Source organism: Candidatus Melainabacteria bacterium, from assembly GCA_003963305.1.
Lineage (GTDB): Bacteria > Cyanobacteriota > Vampirovibrionia > Obscuribacterales > Obscuribacteraceae > PALSA-1081.
Window position 1 is genome coordinate 53,581 of sequence record RXJR01000012.1, and the last position, 23,866, is coordinate 77,446.

The following is a 23,866-nucleotide window of genomic DNA, read 5'->3' on the forward strand; positions in this document are numbered from 1 at the left end:
ATGACCAAAACAGCTATAAAAACCAAAGCGTATGCTACTACCGGTGCGCACGAAGAAGTTAAACCATTCGAAATAGAGCGGCGCGAGCCTGGTCCTAACGATGTTTTGATTGACATCAAATTCTGCGGCGTATGCCATTCTGATGTGCATCAGGCTCGAGATGAGTGGGGTGGTTCTATTTTTCCAATGGTGCCGGGCCACGAAATTACTGGAGTCGTTGAAAGAGTCGGCGAAAAGGTCAAAAACTTTAAACCTGGCGATCGCGTCGGTGTCGGCTGTATGGTTGATTCCTGCAAAGAGTGTGGATCTTGCGCGGACGGCGATGAAAACTACTGCGAAAAAGGAAATGTTCAGACCTACAATGCCATTGGCCACGATAATGTTCCGACGTTAGGCGGATACTCCGAAAGAATTACGGTTCATGAGCGATTCGTTGCGCGTATACCAGACAACTTGCCGCTTGATAAAGCGGCACCGCTACTCTGCGCTGGTATCACCACCTATTCACCTCTTATCCACTGGAAAGCTGGTCCAGGCAAAGCAGTGGGTGTAGTTGGGCTCGGCGGACTCGGTCACATGGGCGTAAAACTAGCTAACGCACTTGGTGCAGAGGTTACTGTAATCAGTCGCACGAATAGTAAGAAGTCCGACGCGGAAGCGATGGGCGCGAAGCATTTCATCGCAACTTCTGAGCCATCTGCGGTCGAAAATTCGAAAGGAAAGTTCGACCTGATTATCAATACAGTCTCTTCTGCTGCTGATATGAACTCATATCTTGGAATGTTGAAACGTGATGGCGTGATGATTCTGGTTGGTGCACCCAGCGAACCGTTGCCTATTGAAGCTTTCAGTCTGATTCCACGCCGCATTTCGCTGGCTGGTTCGACAATTGGCGGCATGCGTGAGACCCAGGAAATGCTGGACTTCTGCGGCAGGCACGGTATCACATCCGATATCGAAGTTATTCCAATTCAGAAAATCAATGAAGCTTACGAACGTATGCTCAAGAGTGACGTGCGATATCGATTTGTCATTGACATTGCGTCGCTGAAGTAAACCCCAGGCTGAGCGAACGCGAGCCACCTCAACGCCTTACAAATTAGAAGCGCTTGAATCTTGTGATATCAAGCGCTTCGTTCGCGTAGGTGTTGTTGCACACCGAGGTTGGATCGAATAAATTGATGCGGTCTGTCTGGGGAGAATATATGCGAAAAGGTTTCCAACTAGTAGCAAGCGTCTGCGCCGCTCTTGTGTTCGGCTCGTCCACAATGTCAGCGCAACCGGCACTTGCAACTATTGCGCCTGATTCGACTAACAAGCCAGTTCACCAACTTTCGCCGATGGTAATTGGTAATGGATTTGGTTTTGCCGTCGTCAATCCCAGTTGCGAAGTGACAAGATTCTATGCACATCCGTATCGTTTCGAGCGACCGAACGAGGACGTTTCAAAGGACGGCGATTCAACGGCTAACTATTTCAAAAAGGCGGTCTGGAGTAATTCGGGAGCAACCAAATCTCCAGTGCTCGAATATGTAGGGCAGTCTCATGTGCTTGCGTCACACAATGGTAGCGAGACGAATTATTTTTTCAATCCTTTTGGTGTCAAACACAATGTTTTCGTTTTGCTCAACCAGTCGATTCCTGCGACTACGAAACATGCTGTTCCTACCACTACGAAAGGTTCTGTTCCCACAACTGAGAACGGCTCTGCTAGTGCGACTGGGAACGGTTCTGTCAAGCCGTCAGTAGAGCCGTTTTTGTCAGTTGAATGGTCTGCGCCGATTGAAAAAGAAGAAACTCTTACGATCTCCGGGCGCTCAACGCGTATTCTACAACTCAAGGGAATCAAGGAACCGATTGCGGTCCTGTCCACTGCTTTGGACGGTCGTGAGTTGGTTTCTTCTACAAAGCTAGTCGGTGCTGGTTGGGCATTTATTTCTGCAGATGACCGTAAATCTCTGGAAACAGCAGTGCAAGACTTTATTCGCTGGCAACAAGGGGATGTTGGTAAAAGTCTGGTGGATCGCGAGGTAAAGAGTCTTGACGATTGGCGTCTGCCACCACGGGTTAAATTTGCAAACGATAAGGAAAGGCTGTTGTGGCGCCAGAGTGAAACGTTTTTGCGTATGGCGCAAATTCAGGAACCTGACATCGACGGTCGGCATAGCAAAGGATTGATTCTAGCCAGTTTGCCCGATGGCGTCTGGTTTACGCCCTGGGTCAGAGATATGGCTTATGCGCTTGTTGCGCTAACTCGCATGGGACATACAGCGGAAGCGAGAGAAGCGATCCTCGGCTATTTCAATGCCCGCCCGGTAGGCAGATGGAAGAATGAGACTAAAGGGCTTGACTATCAGATTTCTGTGACTCGATATTATGGTGATGGTTCAGAGGAAGCAGATTATTCCGGATTACAAACGCCAAACGTTGAGTTCGACGACTGGGGGCTGGCACTGTGGACGGTGGCAGAGTACTGGCAGAAAACTCATGACCTTAGCTTGTTGACCGCTAAAACTTACAGAGGTCCCCTCTATGAGTCGATGCGCGACTACGTTGTAATGCCGTTGCTGGGTAATCTCGATCCAGTCGGAAACGGTGGACTGATAGTTGCGGCAGACTCCTCTTGCTGGGAGGAGCATCAGCAGAATAAGCGGCATCATGCTTTTGACAGCATAACCGCGATCAACGGACTGCGTGGATTTCTAGAAATTGCAAAGGCGAAACATGACGATAAAACTGTTCAACTCGTTAGCGACAAAATTAAGGCGCTGGAAATTGGCTTCAAATCTGCATTTGTGAAGGATAACTCGATTAGAGGCACCGTTGAAACAAGTTTCAAAAATGAGATTGATGGCTCCGTGCTTGAGGCCTTCAACATGGGCGTGATTTCGGATCCTGCGGTGATGAAAGGCACCATCGATAAACTGGAACTTTTGAAGACGGCTTCTGGCGGATACCGTCGCGTGCGCGGCAGTACGAACTATGAGAAACACGAGTTCCTATTTATCAATTTCCTTTTGGCTAGAGTTCTTAACGCCCAAGCCGAAAAGTTGACCGCTCCAGCTGCGGAGAGGGCAAGAGCAGCGGCGATTTTGAGCGACATGGTTGAAAGTGCCGTAATCGATCATGGACTGATTCCAGAGATGTATGTATCTGAAAAGTCTTCTGACTATCCGGGAGAAATAGGCGCTCCAGCCGGTTCCATCCCCATGGTCGGTTATGGCGCGGGTATTTATGCCATCACACTTCTAGAACGAGAAAACGCATCAGCAAAATGATAGTACTTCGGCGAAAGGATAGACTTGCCGCAGCAAACAGGTAGAACTTGAACTACCGTTTTGAAGCTTTACGTCTCGCCCATTCTGTCATGCCCTGATTGACGAAGTATTGGAGTGTATCAGCAGCTTCCTTCTCTGAGTAATCCTTTTTCCGCTTCGGATCCACAAATCCTTTATGTCGTTCTGGAATGATCTCCTCAAGACCATTTCGGTTCCGATCATTGGGCACTGGTCGGGCAAACTTCGTGATTGGCACTCCTTGATCTGCGCCGAGGCTTAGAGCCAGATCTTCCGTGTTTTCATAGAGCACACGAATGACTGCCGCCTTGCCTTTTAGCGCTTCTTCTTGTTCCTTCATTGCCGGCGCCATTTCATGACATGGTCCGCATGATGTCGAGCCGATTTTAACGATGACAGGCAGTCCTTTGTCTGCAGCATCCTGAAGCGCCTTGTAGTATTCTTCAGGCGTTTTAACAGCTTTTTCTTCGTCCTCTTTTATGAGTGCTTTGAATCGCTCGACTTCAGCTTTTTTCTTTGTTGCTGCGTCCGCTTCAGCTATCTCCTTTTCTTTTGCCGTTCGCACCCTTGCTTCTTCGGCTTTCCTGGCTGCTTCTACTGCGTCGGGTTTTTCTTCCGGCGTCGGTGGTTCGTTTGGTTTTGGCGGTTGAACCGGCTTCTGCTGTTCATTTGGTTTCGTTGATTGAACGGGCTTGGAGGATTTTTTTCCATCGCCTCCATACTGATAGAGATCAGGATTTGTTGGAGATGCGTTCGGTTGCGTGCCCTCAGGTGTGGTGTCTGATTTCTTGCCATCACCACCGTACTGGAAGAGATCTCGTGGAGGTTTGGCTTGACCGAGTTTGGGCAACAAGCTCTCTATCTGATCTGCTGGAATTCCGGTTGCTTCGATCCTCTTTATCAATGCTGGATTTTGATAGAGTGATGGGTCTCTCAACGCCGCTGAATCGATCCAGCGACTGCCGATCTCGCGGAATTTCTGTTGGCGCTCGGGGTTCGTCTCGGTTTGTCCCCATTCTAAGCATGCAACACCGAGAGCGGCTCTTGATGCTGCTTTGGCGTTCTTCACGAAGGTCAGATTAGCCTGATCTTGTGCTAGTTTCTGGAACTCGGGTGAATCCTGCGGTGTTGTCGCCAGCGCCTTTGCAATGCGGTCCTGCTCGGCCTGAATAACCTTTGGAGTAAATCTGTCGGCGGCATCTATAGCTCCGTGGAAATGCCGTTCCGCATCGTGCCAGTCTTTCGATTCGCTTGCTGCTTTCAGTTCTTTCGCGATGGTCGCACGTGCACTTTCGAACGTCGGAAGCTTTTTGTCGGTGCCGTCTCCCGTTTCCGATTTCTCCGCTTTCTCGACCAGGGCTTCGGGATTGAATTTCCCTGTGTACGATTCTTGCTTGCCCTTTGCTTCTGATATAGCCTGGTTGAACGATGCGATCATGGAACGATCGGCGCCTTGCCACCGGAAATTAGGTGACTCGGGCTGGATAGAACCGTCTGCTCCAGGCTTGACAGAGAACACAAGCGACACTGCAGCGTTGTGACCACCGGCAAGTTGGCCGTCGGCGAATTTGGCCAGCGCTGGATCTTTCGTTTTAGCTCGGTCGATGTAGACGTATACAGCATCTTTCGCTGCGCCATTCTTGGCGTCGGGCAAAGAATTTTCTATTAACTGTCTTGAGTTGTTATTCTCGAATCCACCAAAGATTGCCACAACTGGTTTACCAGTACGAGCGGCTTCTTTGTAGGCTTCCTGGTAATTGTCCTGAGTGTATTTGAAGTTACTTTTGATCATGCGATCGTAGTCAGCACGAGATTGCCCGTCGACTGCGATCACCGTTCCCTGGGAACCGTCGGCAATGCTGAAGCCATCGTTGAGCGGCTGATAGTTGCGCCTGTTGTTGAAAAAGGCTTGCTGTCTCTGCTGCTCTTGAAAGTCTTGATGATAAATATTTGGACGCACAAACTGTGAGTCAGGTCTATCGTACCGGGGTTGAACCCGGACTGGATAGCATACTTCGCCGCCTCAAGCCATGTCTAATCACCTGTTGTCCACACTGCTACGAGTTTGAGCCTAAAGCAACTTTGTTGCTAAATTGTGCCTTTTTGTGGAATCTGTGCCTGGGCGATTGGCTCAGCTATTTTGCTTACTGCTGTGGGCGGTTTGAGTCAGGCGTTCGGATACCTTTCTTTTAACTGTTGACTTTCCTCTTCTGTCTTTTCGGATTCTTTATTTCTGCCCATGGCTTTTAGCAAGGCTGCATAATCTGATTTCATCTGCCAACTTTCCAATGGCACGTCGTCTTTTGCAAAGCCCTTGTTCTTATATTGCTGAATCAGTTCAGCATGCTTGACCATCCCTTGCTTTAAGTGCTCTTCTGCTTCTTCGTATCGACCGTTGTCTCTGAGAAAGCAGCCGTATTTGTGATGAATTCGACTCATTGAGCTAACTTCAGATTTTGCTTCTTCCAGATCTCTTGCGTCAGTTAAAGCGCGGAGGAAAGTTCTTTCAGCGACTTTCGCATCGCCTTTCATGGAGTGTGCTTCTGCCAGGCTTACCAGTAAATCGCAGCGACGATTGATATCGTGCAGTTCATTCCCGAGCAGCCGGAGGGCTTTCTCAAACTCTTCGCAGGCGCTGACCGGGTCGGATTTTTTGAGCGCCGCTTGTGCTTTGAGCGAGTGCCTGGCAATTTCAGCTGATTTGTTCGCCGCTGTGTTGATGCTTTTAAAAGCTTCTCCAAAGCCTGGGATTAGTTTATTCATCCGATCCATTCTTTCGGCTTGCGATTTTTGTATTTCCTCAAGCTTTTCGTCTAGTGCCTTTAACCTCTCTTCCGGTGAGGCATTTCTATCTATCATTGGTGTTTGCCTGGCAGCTTCCCTTTCACTCTGCAAGAGATCGCGGTAGCCTTCTGGAAGAGCGTCGTAGAGAAGCTTTTCTGACTCCGCTGTGTATCTGTTGTAGTTCTCGTTGTCTTTCATGCTCAAGTAAACTTGGGCTTTGGAACTGAGCAGGATATAGTGCTCTCTTTTAAAATATTGATTGTCTTGCCATCGTCCCAGTGCATGGTCGATAACAATCATTGCTTCTTCCGAGTTCGCATGTTTGGTTACGGTACGCATGAAAGACGGTGTTAACGCTCTGGCCAGCGCTGCTATATCTTGCAGGCAAAAGTAATCAAAATCACAATCAAACGCCATGGACAGGTCATCTTGATTGTAGGCCGGAATAATTCCTAATTGCACCATCCGCTCTCGCCATCTTGAAATCGGCACCATCTTCGGATTTTGTTTTAGTTTCAGTACTTGTTGCTCAATGTCACTATCTGTAATGGCATATTTTGTTCTGTGTTTTTCCGGCAGGGGCTCTTCATCATTGATGCGCCTGGCAGCAATTTCCCAGACTAATATGTTTCGCAACAATGATGCGTCGAATCGAGTCGTGTCCGGCACCGGATCTTCTTCGCTGGGTTCCGGCACTTCCGTCGCCGTACCGGTGCAGAAGCGGCAGCGTTCGTCATCATCTTTGATTACTGGCTCTGCACAGTGGCTGCATTTTTTACCCTTCTGAATTTCATTGACTCGCATCTCGTACTCGGCGATAATTTCGCCCACTGTAAGTTCCAGAAGTTGCAAGCGCTCGTCAGCGCAAATTTTTGCCAGTGGTATCTGCTCTCCATGTAGACTCAATAAAACATCCCATACCAACCCGAGTTCAGCCATGGTCGGAGGATTAGGTTGACAGTTGCTACTGCTCCTGTCGTTCCTGCGAAATTCGTCAGGGGTTACGTCTGGTTTAAGTCCGATGTGTGGTGCTGGGGTGTCTTCATCGGCGAACTGTATACGCTTTCGGAATGGTTCCGGCATCTGGTCGAGAATGGCATAGAAATTCGGCAGCCAGTGAGCTGCGTTTGTAATCAAGACGCTGACGTTTCTAGGACGTTTTGCTGCCAGGAGCTTGCTGCCGACAGGTTTTCGGCAATATTTGCAATAGTACGCATCCTTACGGATGTTTCCGTTGCATTCCGGGCACCATTTGTATTCATGGTCTGAGAACGTAAACATTGATCAGTTACTCTCCGGTTGCATTCGAAACCGTGCTGCCGATTAACTGTTTTTCTACCCATATTTCGACCTGGTACCGCTCCTGGACGGTTGGATTTTGTTAGCTCTACAACAAATTGTCCATTAACTTTTCGATTCGCTGCCCTGAGATCTATCGTTGCCATTTATCTGTTTTGTACGCAACATCGCTCGTGCCACCGTGAGTGCTACCACGTTGACTGCACCACATCGAAGTGCTTCGCGAGCACATTCAGAGAGCGTGGCTCCTGAGGTGCATACGTCGTCTATTAAGACGACTGAACGTCCAATCAGTTTGGACGGATTGCCGACAAAGGCATTTTCAAGATTTTTGAATCGCTCAGCTTTTTCCAGGCTTTGTTGTGGCGTGGTAGCTCGTCGTCTTTTAAGAGCACCGCGCAGAACCGGCAGGTCGAGAACGCTGGATACTTCTTTAGCCAGTAAATCTGCCTGGTTGAATCCCCGCTCGAATTCTTTTCGCCAGTGCAGCGGAACTGCTACCAGCACTGCATTTTCTCGCTTCAGTAGTATTGATGCCATGCGCCAGCCGCTCAGCATGACGGCGGCTAGATCAGGCGCAATCAATCGATCGCCTTCATACTTAAGTGCGTGAATCAAGCTGCGGATTTCACCGACGTAAGGCGCACCACTGACGATGGCGAACGATTTGTCGCCTTCGTGTTCGTAAAAACCCATCAAAGGTGTTTCGCTTGAAATGCCTTGCCAGCATTCTGCACATAGGGCGCGTGAATACTTTGGAATATTGTCGATCCATCGATGAAGAGTGGCGGGTCGAGCTTCATTGCGGAAGTCTTGCAAATCTTGCAGAAGTTGCCCTCTGGCCAGCATTACGCGTTCGCAGATGCGGCAGTTCTCTTCACTGAGGAATGAATAGAAGAAATCCACAAATTGGTCAATCACTGATGTTATAAGAAATTTTGTTGTCACGGCATGCCTCCTTTGAACGCGCTACTTCCTTTCGAACTCTCTACTTTATGTACGTTTGAAAGGCAAAATTAGTTCAATTTGGCTGCAAAAAAGTGAACCTGCTAGACTCGTGTCTCCACCCCTTCCCTAACTGTGAAATACGCGATAGTAATAACCAATGCTTAAACAACTAGATGCTCCTGGGTTAATTAAGAACGCCGAAAGGAAATTGCGTGATCTCTTCGATTCTGTCGATGAAGTTGCCACGATCAATCAAAAAAGAGTGCTCAACGCATTTCGTGAGCATCGGTTGACTGAAGAATATTTTGCTGAGCGCACGGGGTACGGTCGTAATGATCCTGGTCGCGAGACGATAGACAAGATATTTGCATCGATTTTTGAGTGCGATTCTGCCGCAGTGCGCATGCAGTTCGTCTCCGGAACCCATGCTATCGCCTGCGCATTGCTAGGTAATTTGCACGCAGGCGACACGATTCTCTCTTTGACCGGGCAGCCGTATGACACGTTGAAAGAAGTAATTGGTTTGGAGGGGGATGAGCCGGGCAACTTGCTCTCTCTGGGAGTCAAATACTCTGAGATCGACCTTGACCCCGCCGACGAAAGCGATGCCGGCTTGACTGAGAAGATTCGTCAGGCGGCGCCTGCTGGCAGATGCATGTTCTACATCCAGAAGTCTTGCGGCTACAGCATTGCCAGGCGCAGTTTCAATAATGAAGATATTGCCAGATTGAGCAAAGCCGCAAAGTCTATCCATCAGGACTGTATCGTCTTTGTCGACAATTGCTACGGGGAGTTTGTCGAAGCCAGTGAGCCTACGGCAGTCGGTGCGAATCTTCTAGCCGGGTCCTTAATCAAGAATCCAGGTGGCGGGCTGGCCATCACGGGTGGTTATGTGGCAGGCGACGCAGTTTTAGTTGAGAGAGCATTAAACCGGCTGACTTCACCTGGCATCGGCGGACATCTGGGCTTGACTTACAACCAGAACCGGCTTGTCCTGCAGGGGTTGTTTATGGCTCCGGCAGTGGTTTCAAACGCGGTCAAGGGAGCCATGCTCTTTGCTTCGGTATTGGCCGAATTAGGTTGCGAAGTGAAGCCAGACGCGCTGACCAGGCGGTCAGACATAATCCAGGCGATAAAGTTTGCCAATCCGGACCAGCTTGTCAATTTCTGCCGTGCCATACAGAAAGGCTCACCAGTTAACTCACACGTGGTTCCTGAGCCATCGCTTATGCCTGGATATCAGGACCCTGTGATCATGGCCGCCGGCACTTTCGTGGAGGGCGCCACAATCGAGCTGTCTGCAGATGGGCCACTTCGCCCTCCTTTTGCCGTGTTTGTGCAAGGTGGCCTTACATATCTGCATGTTAAGTGTGTGCTCGAAGAGGCTATAACCCTGAGTGCTAGGGGCGAAATGCCGTTTTTCTAGAACTAAAGCTTTGCTCATTGGCTTTAAGCGGCGCCAGTTCTTCTTTACAATAGTGGGGCACCACTGTGGGGGATACGCTCTTGGTAGCCGAGATGCCAGCCGCCAGGCAAATAGTAATTCCGGGCTCGAAATCGAATTTGTTGATTTTGTCCGGTACTTCAAATCCAGAACTAGCGAAGGAAGTTGCTGATTATCTGGAGTTGACCGTTGCACCGGTCAAAATTTCACCGTTTTCAGACGGCGAAATCTATGTGCAAGTTCAAGAGAGTGTCAGGGGGCAAGACTGTTTTGTAGTGCAGCCCACATGCACGCCGGTCAATGAGAACCTGATGGAATTGCTGATTCTGCTTGATGCCTTAAAAAGAGCATCGGCTGGTCGAATCACAGTAGTGATGCCTTATTACGGCTACGGAAGACAAGACAGAAAAGCTGCCGGTCGTGAAGCGATTACAGCCAAATTGATCGCTGACTTGTTAACCACTGCTGGTGCGCAAAGGGTAGTCACCCTCGACCTGCATGCACCGCAAATCATGGGCTTCTTCAATATTCTCGTCGACCATCTCTATGCCAGCCCGGTGCTGCTCGAATATGTTCGTTCTCTTAATCAGACCGACCTCGTCCTCGTCAGCCCTGACGTCGGCGGCGTGTCGCGCGCCCGAGCCTTTGCGAAGAAGCTCGACGACGCTCCAATCGCTATCATCGACAAGCGCCGCAGCGCTCATAACGTGGCAGAAGTCTACAACGTCATCGGCGACGTGAAGAACAAAGTTGTTCTCATGGTCGACGACATGGTCGACACCGCCGGAACACTCGTGAAAGGTGCGGAACTCCTCAAGAGAGAAGGGGCACGTGCTATTTACGCATGCGCGACACACGCTGTTTTGTCGGGACCAGCAAACAAAAGAATTGATGATTCGCCAATCGAAAAATTGATTGTCACCAATTCAATTCCGCACGAAGCGAAGAACATCTCCAAGAAGATCGTCATGCTCAGCGTCGCCAAGCTGCTTGGTGAAGCGATTGCTCGTATTCACGACGACACTTCTGTCAGTGAGTTGTTCCTTTAATTCGAGTGCGCATCTAAATGATTATCGAGAGTTTTCCAGTTGGTCAGCTGCAGTGCAACTGTTCGATCATTGGTTGTCCGGAAACTGGTGAAGCTGCCGTTATCGATCCAGGCGGCGACCCGGAGAAAATTCTGGCGTTTGCCAGAGACAACAACTTGAAGATCAAGTATTTGTTGCACACGCATGCGCACTTCGATCACATCATGGGCTCTCGCGCGGTGAAAGAAGCAACGGGTGCCAAGATTTACATCAACAAAGGCGACCAGTGGTTGTACGACAATCTGCAAAAACAAGTGCAGCTGTTTGGTTTTAAAGCAACGGATCCGCTACCTGTCGATGAATATCTGGAGCACGAAGACCACGTTAAAGTGGGCAATATCAAAGCTTCTGTAATTCACACTCCCGGCCACACGCCTGGAAGCACCTGCTTTTGCGTGCAGGGAAAAGACAGCATTCTATTTTCTGGTGATACTCTTTTTCAGCATTCCATCGGTCGCACAGATCTATGGGGCGGTTCGTTTGACGAAATAATCAAGTCTATTACCGAGCGTTTGATGAAGCTGGATGACAGCACCAGAGTTGTGCCGGGTCATGGCGGTGACACATCAATCTGGGCTGAGAGAAAAGGCAATCCATTTTTGAATTGATTGACTAAATTGGCCATCCGTTTAGATGTCATCAGTTTGGTTGAAACTGAACAGAATTATTTTCTCGTTTTGTCAGACCGTTACTACAATACCGTTGTCATTCTCTGACTCTGTCGCTTCCAATCAGGTATCCTTGGCATTCGCATTACTCGAGGAAAGTTATGCTTGATAGAGGAAAGTTAGATCCCGCTGCCGACGATGTCGTGATTTTTCGGCAACTCTTCGATCTTATGCCTCAACTGGGATGGACCGCTCAACCGGATGGCTGGATAGATTATTACAATAAAGGCTGGTACGACTACACCGGCAGTAACTTTGAAGACATGCAGGGTTGGGGGTGGACATCGGTTCATCATCCTGATTGGCTGCCTGTCTGCATGGCTGCCTGGACTGAGGCAATAAGTACCGGGAAACCCTGCCAGGTAGAGTTCCCATTACGGCGTCATGACGGGGTATTCCGCTGGTTCTTGACCCGTATTAATCCGCTTATAAATGATCAAGGTCGGCTAATTCGCTGGGTTGGCATCAATACAGACATACAAGATCAAAAGGACAAGGAAGAAGAAGAGCGCAGTCGTGTCCGCGCGCTGGCCGAGTTGGATCGTGCCAAAACCATTTTCGTAAACAACATAAGTCATGAGTTTAGAACGCCATTGACCTTAATGATTGGTCCCATTCAGGCACTTTTAGACGAGTGTACTAATACGCAGCGTGTGGAACTGGAGTCGCTTCATCGCAATGCAAAACGACTCCTTAAACTCGTAAATGCATTACTTGATTTTTCGAGTATCGAAGCAGGTCGTTACGATGCAAGATTTGTGGCAACTGATTTGTGCTCGTTCACGAGAGAAATCTGCAGCCTCTTTCGCTCTGCTATTGAAAAGGAGGGGCTCGCATTTGAGGTTCAATGCGAGAACATCTCTGAGCCTGCTTTTGTCGACCGCGATATGTGGGAGAAGGTAGTTCTCAATTTAGTATCAAATGCATTTAAATTTACTCTGTCAGGGAAGATTACTGTTCTGGTCAGGCAAAGTGATCGAAACTTCCTACTCTCTGTCGCCGACACGGGAGCCGGTATCCCATCTGCGGAACAGGGCGAGTTGTTTCAGCGATTCAAACGATTGAAGTCACAAAGCGCTCGCACGCACGAAGGCACGGGCATTGGACTGGCAATGGTTCTGGAACTTGTGAAGTTGCACGGTGGTGAAATTTCCGTCAAAAGCACTGAAGGCGCTGGATCTGAGTTTACAGTGCAAATTCCCCGAGGCAATGCACACTTGCCTCAAGAGTCGCTGGTAAGCGAAGAGATTGTTTTCGAATCGAATTATGCTCAAGCTTTTTTGGAAGAAGCGAATTCATGGGGCAGCGCAAAATCGGCTGACCCTGAGGTTGTCGCTAGTTCAGAGCAGTTGAACCAACACATACTGATCGTTGATGATAACGCGGATATGAGAGCTTATTTGCTACGATTGCTCTCGCCATTATGGTCTGCTGAAGCTGCTCCAAACGGGAAAGCAGCCCTCTCTGCAGCTGAAAGGCGGCTGCCTGATTTGATTGTTGCAGATATTATGATGCCTGATATGGACGGGTTTGAACTGCTTCGGCAGATTCGTGCCGATGATACGTTGAAGACGGTGCCGGTCGTATTTCTTTCGGCGCGCGCAGGCGATGAGGCTCGCGCTGAGGGGTTGGAAGCTGGAGCGAATGACTATCTCGTTAAACCTTTCACGGCAAGAGAACTGTATGCACGCGTTATTTCATTGCTTCAACAGCGATTATTCTCACTCAATTTAGAAAGAGAAGTCGACGAGCGAACCAGAGCGTTGGAGTTGGCTCTGCAAGCCAAGTCTCGTTTCCTAACTACTGTCAGTCACGAAGTTCGAACTCCTATGGCAGGCGTGATCGGTCTTGTTGAACTGATTAAACACACGACCGCAGAAGACGAGACCCGTAATATGGCAGAAGCTGCATTTGAGTCGTCAAAGCGTCTCCTGCAAATACTCAACGATTTGCTCGAAGCTTCGAAGCTTCAGGCTGCCAGAATAACTCTAGAAATGAGAAATTTTGCAATGCGACCTCTTTTAGCCGAACTGGTGCAGCTGGTTAAGCCTGAAGTAGAAAAGAAGCAGCTCAAGATTGATTTTCTGGTAGCGCCGGAGTTGCCTGAGATGGTTTGTGGCGATGAATTGAGAGTGAGACAGATTCTTTTGAATCTGCTTTTTAATGCCGTCAAATTCACAGACAGTGGTGAAATCAGGATCGCGGCTGAACTTGTTAGCTGGGAGGATGGCATTCTCAGGTTGAAGCTTTCGGTCGCAGACACTGGTATCGGTATTAGCGAAGAGCAGCAAAAGCAACTTTTTCAACCCTTTGTGCAGGCAAACGATTCGATTGCTCGCAACTACGGTGGCACGGGGCTCGGATTGAGCATCTGTCGTGATCTGGTTGAGCTCATGGGTGGGCAAATCGGGGTCACCAGTGTTGTTGATCGAGGTTCAACATTCTGGTGTGAGCTTCCGTTTCAAGAAGCGGTGCCAGCCACGGTCTAGTCCACTGCCTTTGAGTGCACTGTCGAATCCACTGCCGTCGGTTCAAGTGACAGCATAATGTCGGCGATCAATCGAAAGAGCTTGGCCTCATTTGCGACTGCCCTTGCTCAGCAGAGGGCTACTTGAGATTGCAAGTAATCGGTTCGAGTAGCAGCGAGACGGGTGTTATTCCGTAAAAGACGCTTTCGACATATTGTTCGACTCGTGAGTTTTTCTTGTTGCAGGAAAACAAGAATGAGTATTTGGCAACAATGTCATCTGGTTTCAACGTTGAATTGGCGCCCAGCAAATTTGAGACTTGTACAGATATTTGGCGATCTGTAGGCGAGCCCTGCACAGGTTCCGAAGGAATATTCGGCAAAGTATTTGGGTCGCCGATGGCAAATTGCTGAACCTTTCCACCTTTAGTTTTTATGCGTAATACGAATGTGGAAGTACCCGCGGCCGGCGGTTCGAACACTAGTGACAGATTTTTCAACGCATCTACTCTCTGCCCTTCCACGCCGTCGATGACGATGCCGGCATAGCCATCTGGCTGAAAGGAAATTAGCCTGCTTCTGACATGCCTGCGATTACCTTCGAATTGTGCATCAGCAAGCCCGCAAACTCCGAGCAATTGCACGACGCGGTCAACGGCTAGCACCGGCTGCACCGATGCACCAATCAACATGGAGAGGGCGAGCGCTACTAAGGTGGCATTTCGGCGTGTTTGCTTGAGCCCGGCGAAGTGAGATTTAGGCTCCGTCTGCTTTGTCATATGGTCTCCTTCACTGTCGACAGGTGGCTACTGCAGCTTGAACGAGAATGTTAGCATGGTTGTTGCCAATATCTATCAGCTGAATAATGTAGAAGGCTGGTCAATTTCAACCTTGCGGTGAACAAACAACCATTGATTGTTCGTTTTGAGCAGCTTGTCCACGTACACTGCTGTACCTGGCAAGATGGTCTTATTTCTATCGATGATAAGCAGATAACAGGTTTGGGTGGCCTGGTCTCCTCTCACATCGATGACAAAGTTCGTCATGATGTGCCGTTTTCCGATCACCCGAGCACCTAGATCGGGCAGAAGATTTGCCAGTTTTTCCTTCCCTTCGTACTTGCCAATGCCGCCTTCCCAGATGCCGCACTCGTGCCAGGTTTGCAGCCACGCCTGAATGTCGCCGCTATCCATTGCATTTGCGTATATTGCCGACAGTTCCTGGATGGCCAATTTGTCTTCTGACATTGATTTCTTGCTCCGCATTGCGCCAACGCAGGTTATTGTATGCTGAAAAGAGAAAAACGCCACCGGTCAGACGCGTGGTGTTGTTTCTAATGTGTTTGAGCAGAACCATACGCCTTTCGAACATTGTCATGTCAGGCAAAACATCGCTCTTATTTGTAGCTGGTCACCCAATATACGGTCGATACTACCCAGCAGTTCCAGAGTGCGTGAATCAGTATGGAAATCCATAGATTACGAGTGCGATTGTACACAGCCGAAAGCACCAGCCCGAGTGCGAAGTATTGAACGAAGCCGTTCAAGTCGAAGTGCCATGCTGCAAACAGGATTGAGCTGATTATCATTGCCGGCGTCGAACCAAGTTTTTTTCGAAGCCATCCGAAGAGAAGTCCTCTGAACATGATCTCCTCGGTGAATGGTGCCAGAAGGCAGGCGAAGATAACAGACTTGATAATTTGCTCAACGTCGCCGGCAACAAATGCCTTGACCATTTGGAGATGTGCGGGATTTGTAGGGCGTCCTGCCCCCGGCAGCAAGTGATATATCAATCGCCCAATGAGATTGAGCACGTTTGCTGCACAGAAGCCACCCAGCACAAAGAAGAAAAAATTTGGCAGAGCGAGCTTCTCTGCTGAGCGCGTAAAGGCTTGATTGAGTGATAGTTTTTGTGGACGGAGCACTAACAAATACAGCAGTAAGAGACAAAAACTAACACCGGCGATCACCAGTGTCATGTTCATCAAGCTTTCGTAATCACCTATGTCGGCTGATGTATGTGAGGCGACAGATGAAAAACCGATCCATAGACCGATGATACCACCCGCGATGACCTGAGCGAATATGGTGCTAATCAGGCACACGTACATTCTTCTGAAGCTGGTAGTGAGCGGAATAACTTCAACAGACTCTTGTTTTTTCAGCTTTGTAAACCAGGTCAGGCTAATCAGACCAAGCAGCAAAATTATCGCGTCCAAAACCAGGAACGACTGTACTCTAGAGCCCCACGCCGTAGCGTTTTCACTTCTTCTGGCGAGTACTTCTCTTAATTTGATCGGGTCGATAATTTTGTACAGATCGATCAATGCACTCGCCTGATACCACCCCTTTGGTAATTCACTCTTTATAATTTCCTCTGCTTGTGTTTCATTGAGCTTTGTGCCGTTGGACACCCCAGGCTCTGACTTTTGGTAAAGCTGTTGCAGAGTCGAGAGCAAACGGCTTGAAGGCACTTCTTCACCATATTCAATGTCGTCGTCGCGAAAAGGTTTGAAAATGTGCGCCGTGTCTTTGCCTTCCGCGTGCATGATGATTGCCAGTCTTGCCGCAATGGATGGACCTCTGGGATGCTCATCCGCCTGTTGCTGAACGATGGTTTCGGCGTCTCTCAGAAGCTTGTCGGCTCTGGTAGCGGAAATCGAAGCGATGATCGTGCGAGTTGGTTGAGCAAGGTCGTCGATGTATGCGGCTTCCTCAATGTTTTGTACAGCCCCGTCGCAAACTTTCACAGCCTTCTGATATTTCTTGTGGGTTGCAAGTTTGGTCGCATCTTTTACTAACAGGTTGGCGCTCAGGAAAACTGCGCACAGCAGTGTGGCTGAAACTAAAAACGTATCTACAGCATGTAATTGCTTCTTTTCTTTCAGGCAAAGGGCGAGAATCGCGCTTACAAAAGTGAGCAGCAAAAAGAAGAGGACCGCCACCGACCACAGTATCAATGCTATTGAAATGCCTGCCATACCACTCCGCCTGAAAACGCTTTCTTCATTTTATTGGATACTGTTGAGTTCGTTCGAAATATTGTATTCTCTCGCAGAAATTAATGTAGAGTCGGCCCGAGCAATAAATCCTAGATGCTTATCTTATGGGGCTCCACGTTGGTCCTCTCTATGTTCGTTGCAGTAAGAGAGTGGACACAGCATGTGTGTCCGTGGGTACATGTAATGAAGACTTATAGTGACATAATTATTTAGAGAATGACTTAGATCGGATGTAAACAGCGGAAGAACTCAACCGTTCCAGAGCCGGCGTTTTGCTGCCGCTCGGTGACGCAGTTACGACGCATGAAGTCGAGTCGATAGGAGAGACAACACATGGCACGCACCGCGCAAGCAACAATCACCCCTGATTCCGTCGACGGACGCCAGCTTCTTAAGGCATTGAGAGCGATGGCGCGGGGCGATTTCAGCGTCAGAATGCCCCTCGATCAAACCGGTCTGGCTGGGGAAATAGCCCTGGCGTTCAATGACTGCGTCGAGTTGAACCAGCGCATGCAAACTGAGTTGCAGCGAATCAATACTGTTGTCGGTAAGGAAGGAAAAATCACTCAGCGAGCGTCATTAGGTGAGGCAACTGGTGGTTGGAACGAGTGTATTCAGTCCGTCAACGGTCTGGTTGGTGACCTGGTGAGACCCACCACCGAGGTAGCGCGCGTTATCGGTGCAGTGGCGAAAGGTGATTTGACTCAGACGATGGCGCTTGAAATTGAAGGCGGTCCACTGAAGGGTGAATTCTTGCGCACGGCACGCACAATCAACACGATGGTTGAGCAACTCAGTTCTTTCACCTCTGAAGTCACTCGAGTAGCAAGAGAAGTAGGAACGGAAGGAAAGCTTGGTGGACAGGCACAGGTCAAAGGCGTTTCCGGTACATGGAAAGACCTGACGGACTCCGTAAACTCGATGGCATCCAACTTGACAGGTCAGGTGCGAAACATCGCAGACGTGACGACTGCCGTAGCTAAAGGTGATCTTTCGAAGAAAATTACTGTTGACGTTAAGGGTGAAATTCTGGAGCTGAAGAATACGATCAACACCATGGTTGACCAGCTTTCATCGTTCGCATCAGAAGTGACACGTGTAGCAAGAGAAGTAGGAACAGAAGGAAAACTCGGTGGACAGGCGCAAGTAAAGGGCGTTTCTGGTACATGGAAGGATTTGACGGATAACGTAAATTCGATGGCAAGCAACCTGACAGCTCAGGTGCGAAACATTGCTGACGTAACGACTGCGGTGGCAAACGGTGACCTTTCAAGAAAAATTACAGTAGACGTAAAAGGCGAAATTCTAGAACTGAAGAAAACGATCAACACGATGGTCGATCAGTTGTCATCGTTCGCCTCGGAAGTAACACGTGTAGCAAGAGAAGTAGGAACGGAAGGAAAACTCGGTGGACAAGCGCAAGTAAAGGGAGTTGCCGGTACCTGGAAAGACTTGACTGATTCAGTAAATTACATGGCGGGCAACTTGACTGCGCAGGTGAGAAACATCGCCGAGGTGACGACTGCCGTAGCAAAAGGTGACCTGTCCAAAAAGATCACGGTAGACGTAAAAGGAGAAATTCTCGAGCTGAAGAACACGATTAATACGATGGTGGATCAGCTTTCATCATTCGCAGCGGAGGTAACTCGTGTAGCGAGAGAAGTAGGCTCGGAAGGAAAGCTCGGTGGACAGGCTGATGTAAAAGGCGTCTCCGGCACGTGGAAAGACTTGACAGACTCTGTGAATTACATGGCGTCGAACCTTACATCTCAAGTTCGAAATATTGCAGACGTTACAACTGCGGTGGCGAACGGGGACCTCTCCAGGAAGATCACTGTAGATGTAAAAGGCGAAATCTTAGAGCTGAAAAATACAATCAATACGATGGTGGATCAACTGTCGTCGTTTGCTGCGGAGGTAACTCGTGTAGCGAGAGAAGTCGGAACGGAAGGTCGACTCGGAGGGCAAGCGGATGTAAAAGGGGTCTCGGGAACCTGGCGAGACTTGACCGACTCTGTGAATTTCATGGCGTCGAACCTGACAGCTCAGGTGCGTAACATCGCGGAGGTGACCACAGCGGTGGCGACGGGCGACCTGTCGAAGAAGATCACAGTAGACGTAAAGGGCGAAATCTTAGAGCTGAAGAACACAATCAATATCATGGTGGACCAGCTGTCATCATTCGCCGCGGAGGTAACGCGTGTTGCGCGTGAAGTCGGTTCAGAAGGAAAGCTCGGTGGACAAGCCGATGTACAGGGGGTTACCGGAGCATGGAAGGGACTCACTGATAACGTCAACATGATGGCAGGAAACCTGACTGCACAGGTGCGAAACATCGCGGAGGTAACGACGGCTGTAGCCAAAGGTGACCTGTCCAAGAAAATTACAGTAGACGTAAAAGGCGAAATCTTAGAGCTGAAAAACACAATCAATACGATGGTGGATCAGCTGTCATCATTCGCGTCTGAAGTCACTCGTGTAGCAAGAGAAGTAGGTACTGAAGGCAAGCTGGGTGGACAAGCCGATGTACGCGGTGTGTCGGGTACATGGAAAGACCTGACTGACTCTGTGAATTACATGGCATCGAACCTCACAGGTCAGGTGCGAAACATCGCGGAGGTGACCACAGCGGTTGCCAACGGTGACCTGACTAGAAAAATTACGGTGCAAGTAAAAGGAGAAATCCTAGAGCTGAAGAACACAATCAACACGATGGTGGACCAGCTCTCCTCATTCGCGTCTGAGGTAACGCGCGTTGCAAAAGAAGTAGGAACGGAAGGAAGACTGGGCGGACAAGCCGATGTTAAGGGCGTTTCCGGTACATGGAAAGACCTTACAGACTCGGTAAATTACATGGCATCCAACCTCACGGGTCAGGTGCGAAACATCGCAGACGTAACGACTGCCGTAGCTAATGGAGACCTTTCCAGAAAGATTACGGTAGACGTAAAAGGTGAAATTCTGGAGCTGAAGAACACAATCAACACGATGGTGGACCAGCTCTCATCGTTCGCGTCAGAAGTAACTCGTGTAGCAAGAGAAGTAGGTACGGAAGGAAAATTGGGAGGGCAAGCCGAAGTAAAAGGTGTGGGCGGAACGTGGAAGGATTTGACTGATAACGTCAATTCGATGGCGTCGAACCTGACAGCGCAGGTGCGAAATATCGCAGACGTGACCACCGCCGTAGCCAACGGTGACCTGACGAAAAAAATCACGGTAGACGTAAAGGGCGAAATTCTCGAGCTGAAAAACACAATCAATACGATGGTGGACCAGCTGTCATCATTCGCATCAGAAGTAACACGTGTAGCGCGTGAAGTAGGAACGGAAGGGAAACTCGGTGGACAAGCCGTTGTGCAAGGTGTATCTGGTACATGGAAGGACCTCACAGACAACGTAAATTCCATGGCAGGCAATCTGACCGAGCAAGTGCGTGGTATCGCCGGGGTTGTAACTGCTGTAGCAAACGGTAACTTGAAACGAAAACTGGTGCTGCAAGCGAAGGGTGAAATCGGTTCGTTGTCAGACACAATCAACGAGATGATCGATACGCTGGCAACGTTCGCAGATCAAGTTACATCGGTAGCGCGTGAAGTAGGAACGGAAGGAATCCTCGGCGGGCAAGCTCTCGTGCCAGGTGCCGCTGGTACGTGGAGAGACCTGACAGATAACGTGAACGTACTCGCTGCGAACTTGACCACGCAGGTGAGAGCTATCGCTGAGGTGGCAACTGCTGTAACCAAGGGTGACCTGACACGATCGGTATCAGTTGAGGCGAGAGGCGAAGTTGCATCTCTCAAAGACAATATCAACGAGATGATTCGTAACCTCAAAGATACAACTCAGAAGAATACTGAGCAAGACTGGCTCAAGACCAACCTTGCCAAGTTTACGAGTATGTTGCAAGGGCAAAGAGACCTGCTCACTGTAGCTAACCTGATCCTGTCCGAAGTGGCACCACTGGTGCGAGCGCAACACGGTGTCTTCTACATTAATGAGAATGAGGAAGGCGAAGGTTCGCTCAAGTTGATGGGAAGCTACGCCTATCAGAAGCGGAAACATTTGTCGGATCGCTTCAAGATGCGAGAAGGTTTGATCGGTCAAACGGCGGTTGAGAAACAGCGAATTCTTGTCACCAATGCGCCTGATGACTACGTCAAGATTAGCTCTGGTCTGGGCGAAGCAACGCCTATCAACATCGTTGCCCTGCCCGTTATCTTTGAAGGCGACGTGCGAGCCGTGATCGAACTGGCTTCGTTCCAGCCATTTAGCGATATTCACCTGGCCTTCCTGGATCAGCTCACAGAAAGTATCGGTATCGTGCTCAATACAATTGAGGCCAACATGAGAACCGAGAACTTGCTCAAGCAGTCTCAGTCTCTGGCACAAGAGTTGCAAGCGCAGCAACAGGAGCTGACGGAAACGAACAAGCGCCTCGAACAGCAAGCGAAGACATTGCAAGCTTCAGAAGACTTGCTCACCCAGCAACAAGAAGAACTGCAACAAACCAACGAAGAGCTGGAAGAAAAGGCGAGATTGTTGGCTGCGCAGAATTCAGAAGTGGAGCGCAAGAACAGAGAAATCGAGCAGGCGAGAATGTCGTTGGAAGAGAAAGCCGAGCAGCTCGCCCTTACATCCAAGTACAAATCTGAGTTTCTTGCAAATATGTCCCATGAGTTGAGGACTCCGCTCAACAGCCTGCTTATACTCTCCAAGTTGCTTTCTGACAACGGAGAAGCCAACCTCACGCCTAAACAGGTCGAGTTTGCAAAAACAATTCACGCTTCAGGTTCAGACTTGCTTGAACTGATTAACGACATTCTCGATCTGTCCAAGATTGAATCGGGAACAATCACGCTCGACATCGGCGAAATCGGCTTCAAAGATCTGCATGAGGCGATTGAGCGAAACTTCAGGCAGGTTGCCGAAACCAAGAAGCTCGATTTCCATCTGGACTTTGGCGAGAACTTACCGCGCACGTTGAGCACTGACTCTAAGCGCTTGCAACAGGTGCTGAAGAATCTGCTATCTAACGCGTTCAAGTTTACTGAAGATGGCGGTGTCACTCTCAAAGTTGCGGCGGTCACCGAAGGTTGGAGCCCGGACAAGATGGTGCTGAACCATTCCCCGAACGTGGTGGCATTCTCAGTCACCGATAGCGGTATCGGCATTCCCCTGGATAAGCAGAAGATTATCTTCGAGGCCTTCCAGCAAGCCGACGGTAGTACGAGCCGGAAGTATGGTGGTACAGGTCTTGGTTTGCCAATCAGCCGCGAGATAGCAAGTTTACTTGGTGGCGAGATCAAGGTGACCAGCGCTCCTGGCGAGGGCAGCACGTTCACTCTCTATTTGCCGGTTAATTACACTGCTCCCACTCAGTCGTCCAGACCTCGCAGTACAACGGTCAGCAGCTATTCGGCTCCATTGGAACGGAACTACGACCAGCTTGCACCAGATGCGCCTGAAATTCCAAATGACTCTACGATTTTGCTGGAAAGCATAGTTGCAGATGATCGTGGAAGTATTCAGGACGACGACCGCGTCTTGCTCATTGTTGAAGATGACGTGACCTTTGCCCGACTGTTGCTTGATGAGGCTCGCGAAAGTGGCTTCAAAGGGTTGGTTGCTGTAAATGGTGCTGCCGCTATAGCGCTGGCGCGCCGGTTCAGTCCTGATGCCATAACACTGGATATAGTGCTACCTGATATGGATGGTTGGACAGTGCTTGACCGTCTCAAGCATGATCCGAAAACCAGACACATTCCGGTCAATGTTATCTCCGCCTCCGGGCAAAAACAGCGTGGTTTCAAACAAGGCGCGATAGGCTATTTCGAAAAACCAGTAACCAAAGAAGCCATTAATGAGGCGATGGCTGCTATCAAAGCGTTTATCGAGCGCCCGGCCAAAAACTTGCTCGTTGTTGAGGACGATGAGATTCAGCGCAACAGTATTGTTGAATTGATCGGAAACGGCGACGTTGAAACTACGGCCGTTGCATCCGGTCAAGAGGCAATCGAATTGCTCAAGACCACTCACTTCGACTGCATGGTTATCGATCTCGGTTTGCCTGATATGACTGGTTACGAGTTGATCAGAAAGGTCCAGGACGAGCTTGGTTTGCAGAATCTGCCAATCGTTGTGTACACGGGTAAGGATCTGACACCGAAAGAAGAGATGGAGTTGCGGCAAATGACCGAAGCCGTGATCGTCAAGGAAGCCAAGTCACCAGATCGTTTGCTTGATGAAACTGCACTCTTCCTGCACCGTGTCGAGAACAATCTGCCTGAGTCGAAACGCCGCATGCTGCAGCAAGCGCATAATCGCGACCCGATTCTGTCAGAACGCAAGATTCTCATTGTTGATGACGATGTGAGAAACATATTTGCTTTGACCAGTATCTTAGAGGGTCAGCACATGAATGTTATTTACGCAGAAAACGGACTGGAGGCGATCAAGCTGATTCAAGAGAATCCTGATGTCGAGGTCGTTTTGATGGACGTCATGATGCCTGAAATTGATGGTTACGAAACAACCAGACGCATCCGCGACATGGATCAATTCAAGAACCTGCCCATTATCGCTCTCACCGCTAAGGCCATGAAAGGTGACCGCGAGAAGTGCATCGAGGCCGGAGCCTCAGATTACATCGCCAAGCCGGTCGACACCGATCAGCTGATGTCCCTGTTACGGGTCTGGCTATACCAATAAGGAGAACTCACGGAGCGCACCCGTCCCGGGTGCATAGAGAAAACATGGAGCGCACCCGTCTCGGGTGCATAGAGAAAACATGGAGCGCACCCGTCTCGGGTGCATAGAGAAAACATGGAGCGCACCCGTCTCGGGTGCACCAAAAAACGGAGGCACCAAAGAG

General features: G+C 49.4%; 13 protein-coding genes. 7 read left to right on the plus strand and 6 right to left on the minus strand.

What is annotated here, in order from left to right; translation table 11 throughout:
• Positions 1 to 1,056, plus strand: coding sequence for an NAD(P)-dependent alcohol dehydrogenase (locus EKK48_14620; protein RTL41168.1), 1,056 nt, complete (start codon positions 1 to 3; stop codon positions 1,054 to 1,056).
• Between the two features lie 149 nt (positions 1,057 to 1,205).
• The gene (locus EKK48_14625) at positions 1,206 to 3,278 is read left to right on the plus strand and encodes a glycoside hydrolase family 15 (protein RTL41169.1); all 2,073 of its coding nucleotides are present in this window, start codon (positions 1,206 to 1,208) and stop codon (positions 3,276 to 3,278) included.
• A gap of 52 nt (positions 3,279 to 3,330) precedes the next feature.
• Here the strand turns inward: EKK48_14625 and EKK48_14630 are convergent, their stop codons facing one another.
• The 3 genes from EKK48_14630 to EKK48_14640 form a co-directional block, all read right to left on the minus strand.
• The gene (locus tag EKK48_14630; protein ID RTL41170.1) at positions 3,331 to 5,256 is read right to left on the minus strand and encodes a thioredoxin; all 1,926 of its coding nucleotides are present in this window, start codon (positions 5,254 to 5,256) and stop codon (positions 3,331 to 3,333) included.
• Between the two features lie 206 nt (positions 5,257 to 5,462).
• Entirely contained in the window at positions 5,463 to 7,361 is a 1,899-nt protein-coding gene (locus tag EKK48_14635; protein ID RTL41171.1) for a hypothetical protein, read from the minus strand.
• 123 nt (positions 7,362 to 7,484) lie between these two features.
• Positions 7,485 to 8,327, minus strand: coding sequence for a ComF family protein (locus EKK48_14640; protein ID RTL41172.1), 843 nt, complete (start codon positions 8,325 to 8,327; stop codon positions 7,485 to 7,487).
• Positions 8,328 to 8,484: 157 nt separating this feature from the next.
• On the opposite strand from EKK48_14640, the gene EKK48_14645 reads away from it, so the two are divergent.
• From EKK48_14645 to EKK48_14660, 4 genes are all read left to right on the plus strand, one after another.
• Positions 8,485 to 9,753: an aluminum resistance family protein gene (locus EKK48_14645; protein ID RTL41173.1), complete on the plus strand. Its 1,269-nt coding sequence runs from the start codon at positions 8,485 to 8,487 to the stop codon at positions 9,751 to 9,753.
• 92 nt (positions 9,754 to 9,845) lie between these two features.
• On the plus strand, positions 9,846 to 10,820 hold the full coding sequence (locus EKK48_14650; protein RTL41202.1) for a ribose-phosphate pyrophosphokinase: 975 nt from the start codon (positions 9,846 to 9,848) through the stop codon (positions 10,818 to 10,820).
• A 17-nt stretch (positions 10,821 to 10,837) separates the two neighbouring features.
• On the plus strand, positions 10,838 to 11,467 hold the full coding sequence (locus EKK48_14655; protein ID RTL41174.1) for an MBL fold metallo-hydrolase: 630 nt from the start codon (positions 10,838 to 10,840) through the stop codon (positions 11,465 to 11,467).
• A gap of 161 nt (positions 11,468 to 11,628) precedes the next feature.
• Complete coding sequence (locus tag EKK48_14660) at positions 11,629 to 14,016, plus strand: PAS domain-containing hybrid sensor histidine kinase/response regulator (protein ID RTL41175.1); 2,388 nt, start codon at positions 11,629 to 11,631, stop codon at positions 14,014 to 14,016.
• A gap of 118 nt (positions 14,017 to 14,134) precedes the next feature.
• On the opposite strand, the gene EKK48_14665 is transcribed toward EKK48_14660, so the two are convergent.
• The 3 genes from EKK48_14665 to EKK48_14675 all read right to left on the minus strand — a co-directional run bounded on the left by EKK48_14665 (position 14,135) and on the right by EKK48_14675 (position 16,974).
• Entirely contained in the window at positions 14,135 to 14,773 is a 639-nt protein-coding gene (locus EKK48_14665) for a hypothetical protein (GenBank protein RTL41176.1), read from the minus strand.
• A gap of 75 nt (positions 14,774 to 14,848) precedes the next feature.
• The gene (locus EKK48_14670) at positions 14,849 to 15,259 is read right to left on the minus strand and encodes a nuclear transport factor 2 family protein (protein ID RTL41177.1); all 411 of its coding nucleotides are present in this window, start codon (positions 15,257 to 15,259) and stop codon (positions 14,849 to 14,851) included.
• A gap of 131 nt (positions 15,260 to 15,390) precedes the next feature.
• On the minus strand, positions 15,391 to 16,974 hold the full coding sequence (locus EKK48_14675; GenBank protein RTL41178.1) for a CPBP family intramembrane metalloprotease: 1,584 nt from the start codon (positions 16,972 to 16,974) through the stop codon (positions 15,391 to 15,393).
• 354 nt (positions 16,975 to 17,328) lie between these two features.
• Between EKK48_14675 and EKK48_14680 the strand changes: the two genes are divergently transcribed.
• Positions 17,329 to 23,703: a response regulator gene (locus EKK48_14680; protein ID RTL41179.1), complete on the plus strand. Its 6,375-nt coding sequence runs from the start codon at positions 17,329 to 17,331 to the stop codon at positions 23,701 to 23,703.
• Positions 23,704 to 23,866 lie beyond the last annotated feature (163 nt).

What these genes read in the sequence shown, in the direction of transcription:
- EKK48_14665 (RTL41176.1), bottom strand. Translation starts at nt 14,773, where the DNA reads ATGACAAAGCAGACGGAGCCTAAATCTCACTTCGCCGGGCTCAAGCAA.
- EKK48_14645 (RTL41173.1), top strand. Translation starts at nt 8,485, where the DNA reads ATGCTTAAACAACTAGATGCTCCTGGGTTAATTAAGAACGCCGAAAGG.
- EKK48_14670 (RTL41177.1), bottom strand. Translation starts at nt 15,259, where the DNA reads ATGCGGAGCAAGAAATCAATGTCAGAAGACAAATTGGCCATCCAGGAA.
- EKK48_14660 (RTL41175.1), top strand. Translation starts at nt 11,629, where the DNA reads ATGCTTGATAGAGGAAAGTTAGATCCCGCTGCCGACGATGTCGTGATT.
- EKK48_14650 (RTL41202.1), top strand. Translation starts at nt 9,846, where the DNA reads ATGCCAGCCGCCAGGCAAATAGTAATTCCGGGCTCGAAATCGAATTTG.
- EKK48_14625 (RTL41169.1), top strand. Translation starts at nt 1,206, where the DNA reads ATGCGAAAAGGTTTCCAACTAGTAGCAAGCGTCTGCGCCGCTCTTGTG.
- EKK48_14635 (RTL41171.1), bottom strand. Translation starts at nt 7,361, where the DNA reads ATGTTTACGTTCTCAGACCATGAATACAAATGGTGCCCGGAATGCAAC.
- EKK48_14680 (RTL41179.1), top strand. Translation starts at nt 17,329, where the DNA reads ATGGCACGCACCGCGCAAGCAACAATCACCCCTGATTCCGTCGACGGA.
- EKK48_14655 (RTL41174.1), top strand. Translation starts at nt 10,838, where the DNA reads ATGATTATCGAGAGTTTTCCAGTTGGTCAGCTGCAGTGCAACTGTTCG.
- EKK48_14620 (RTL41168.1), top strand. Translation starts at nt 1, where the DNA reads ATGACCAAAACAGCTATAAAAACCAAAGCGTATGCTACTACCGGTGCG.
- EKK48_14675 (RTL41178.1), bottom strand. Translation starts at nt 16,974, where the DNA reads ATGGCAGGCATTTCAATAGCATTGATACTGTGGTCGGTGGCGGTCCTC.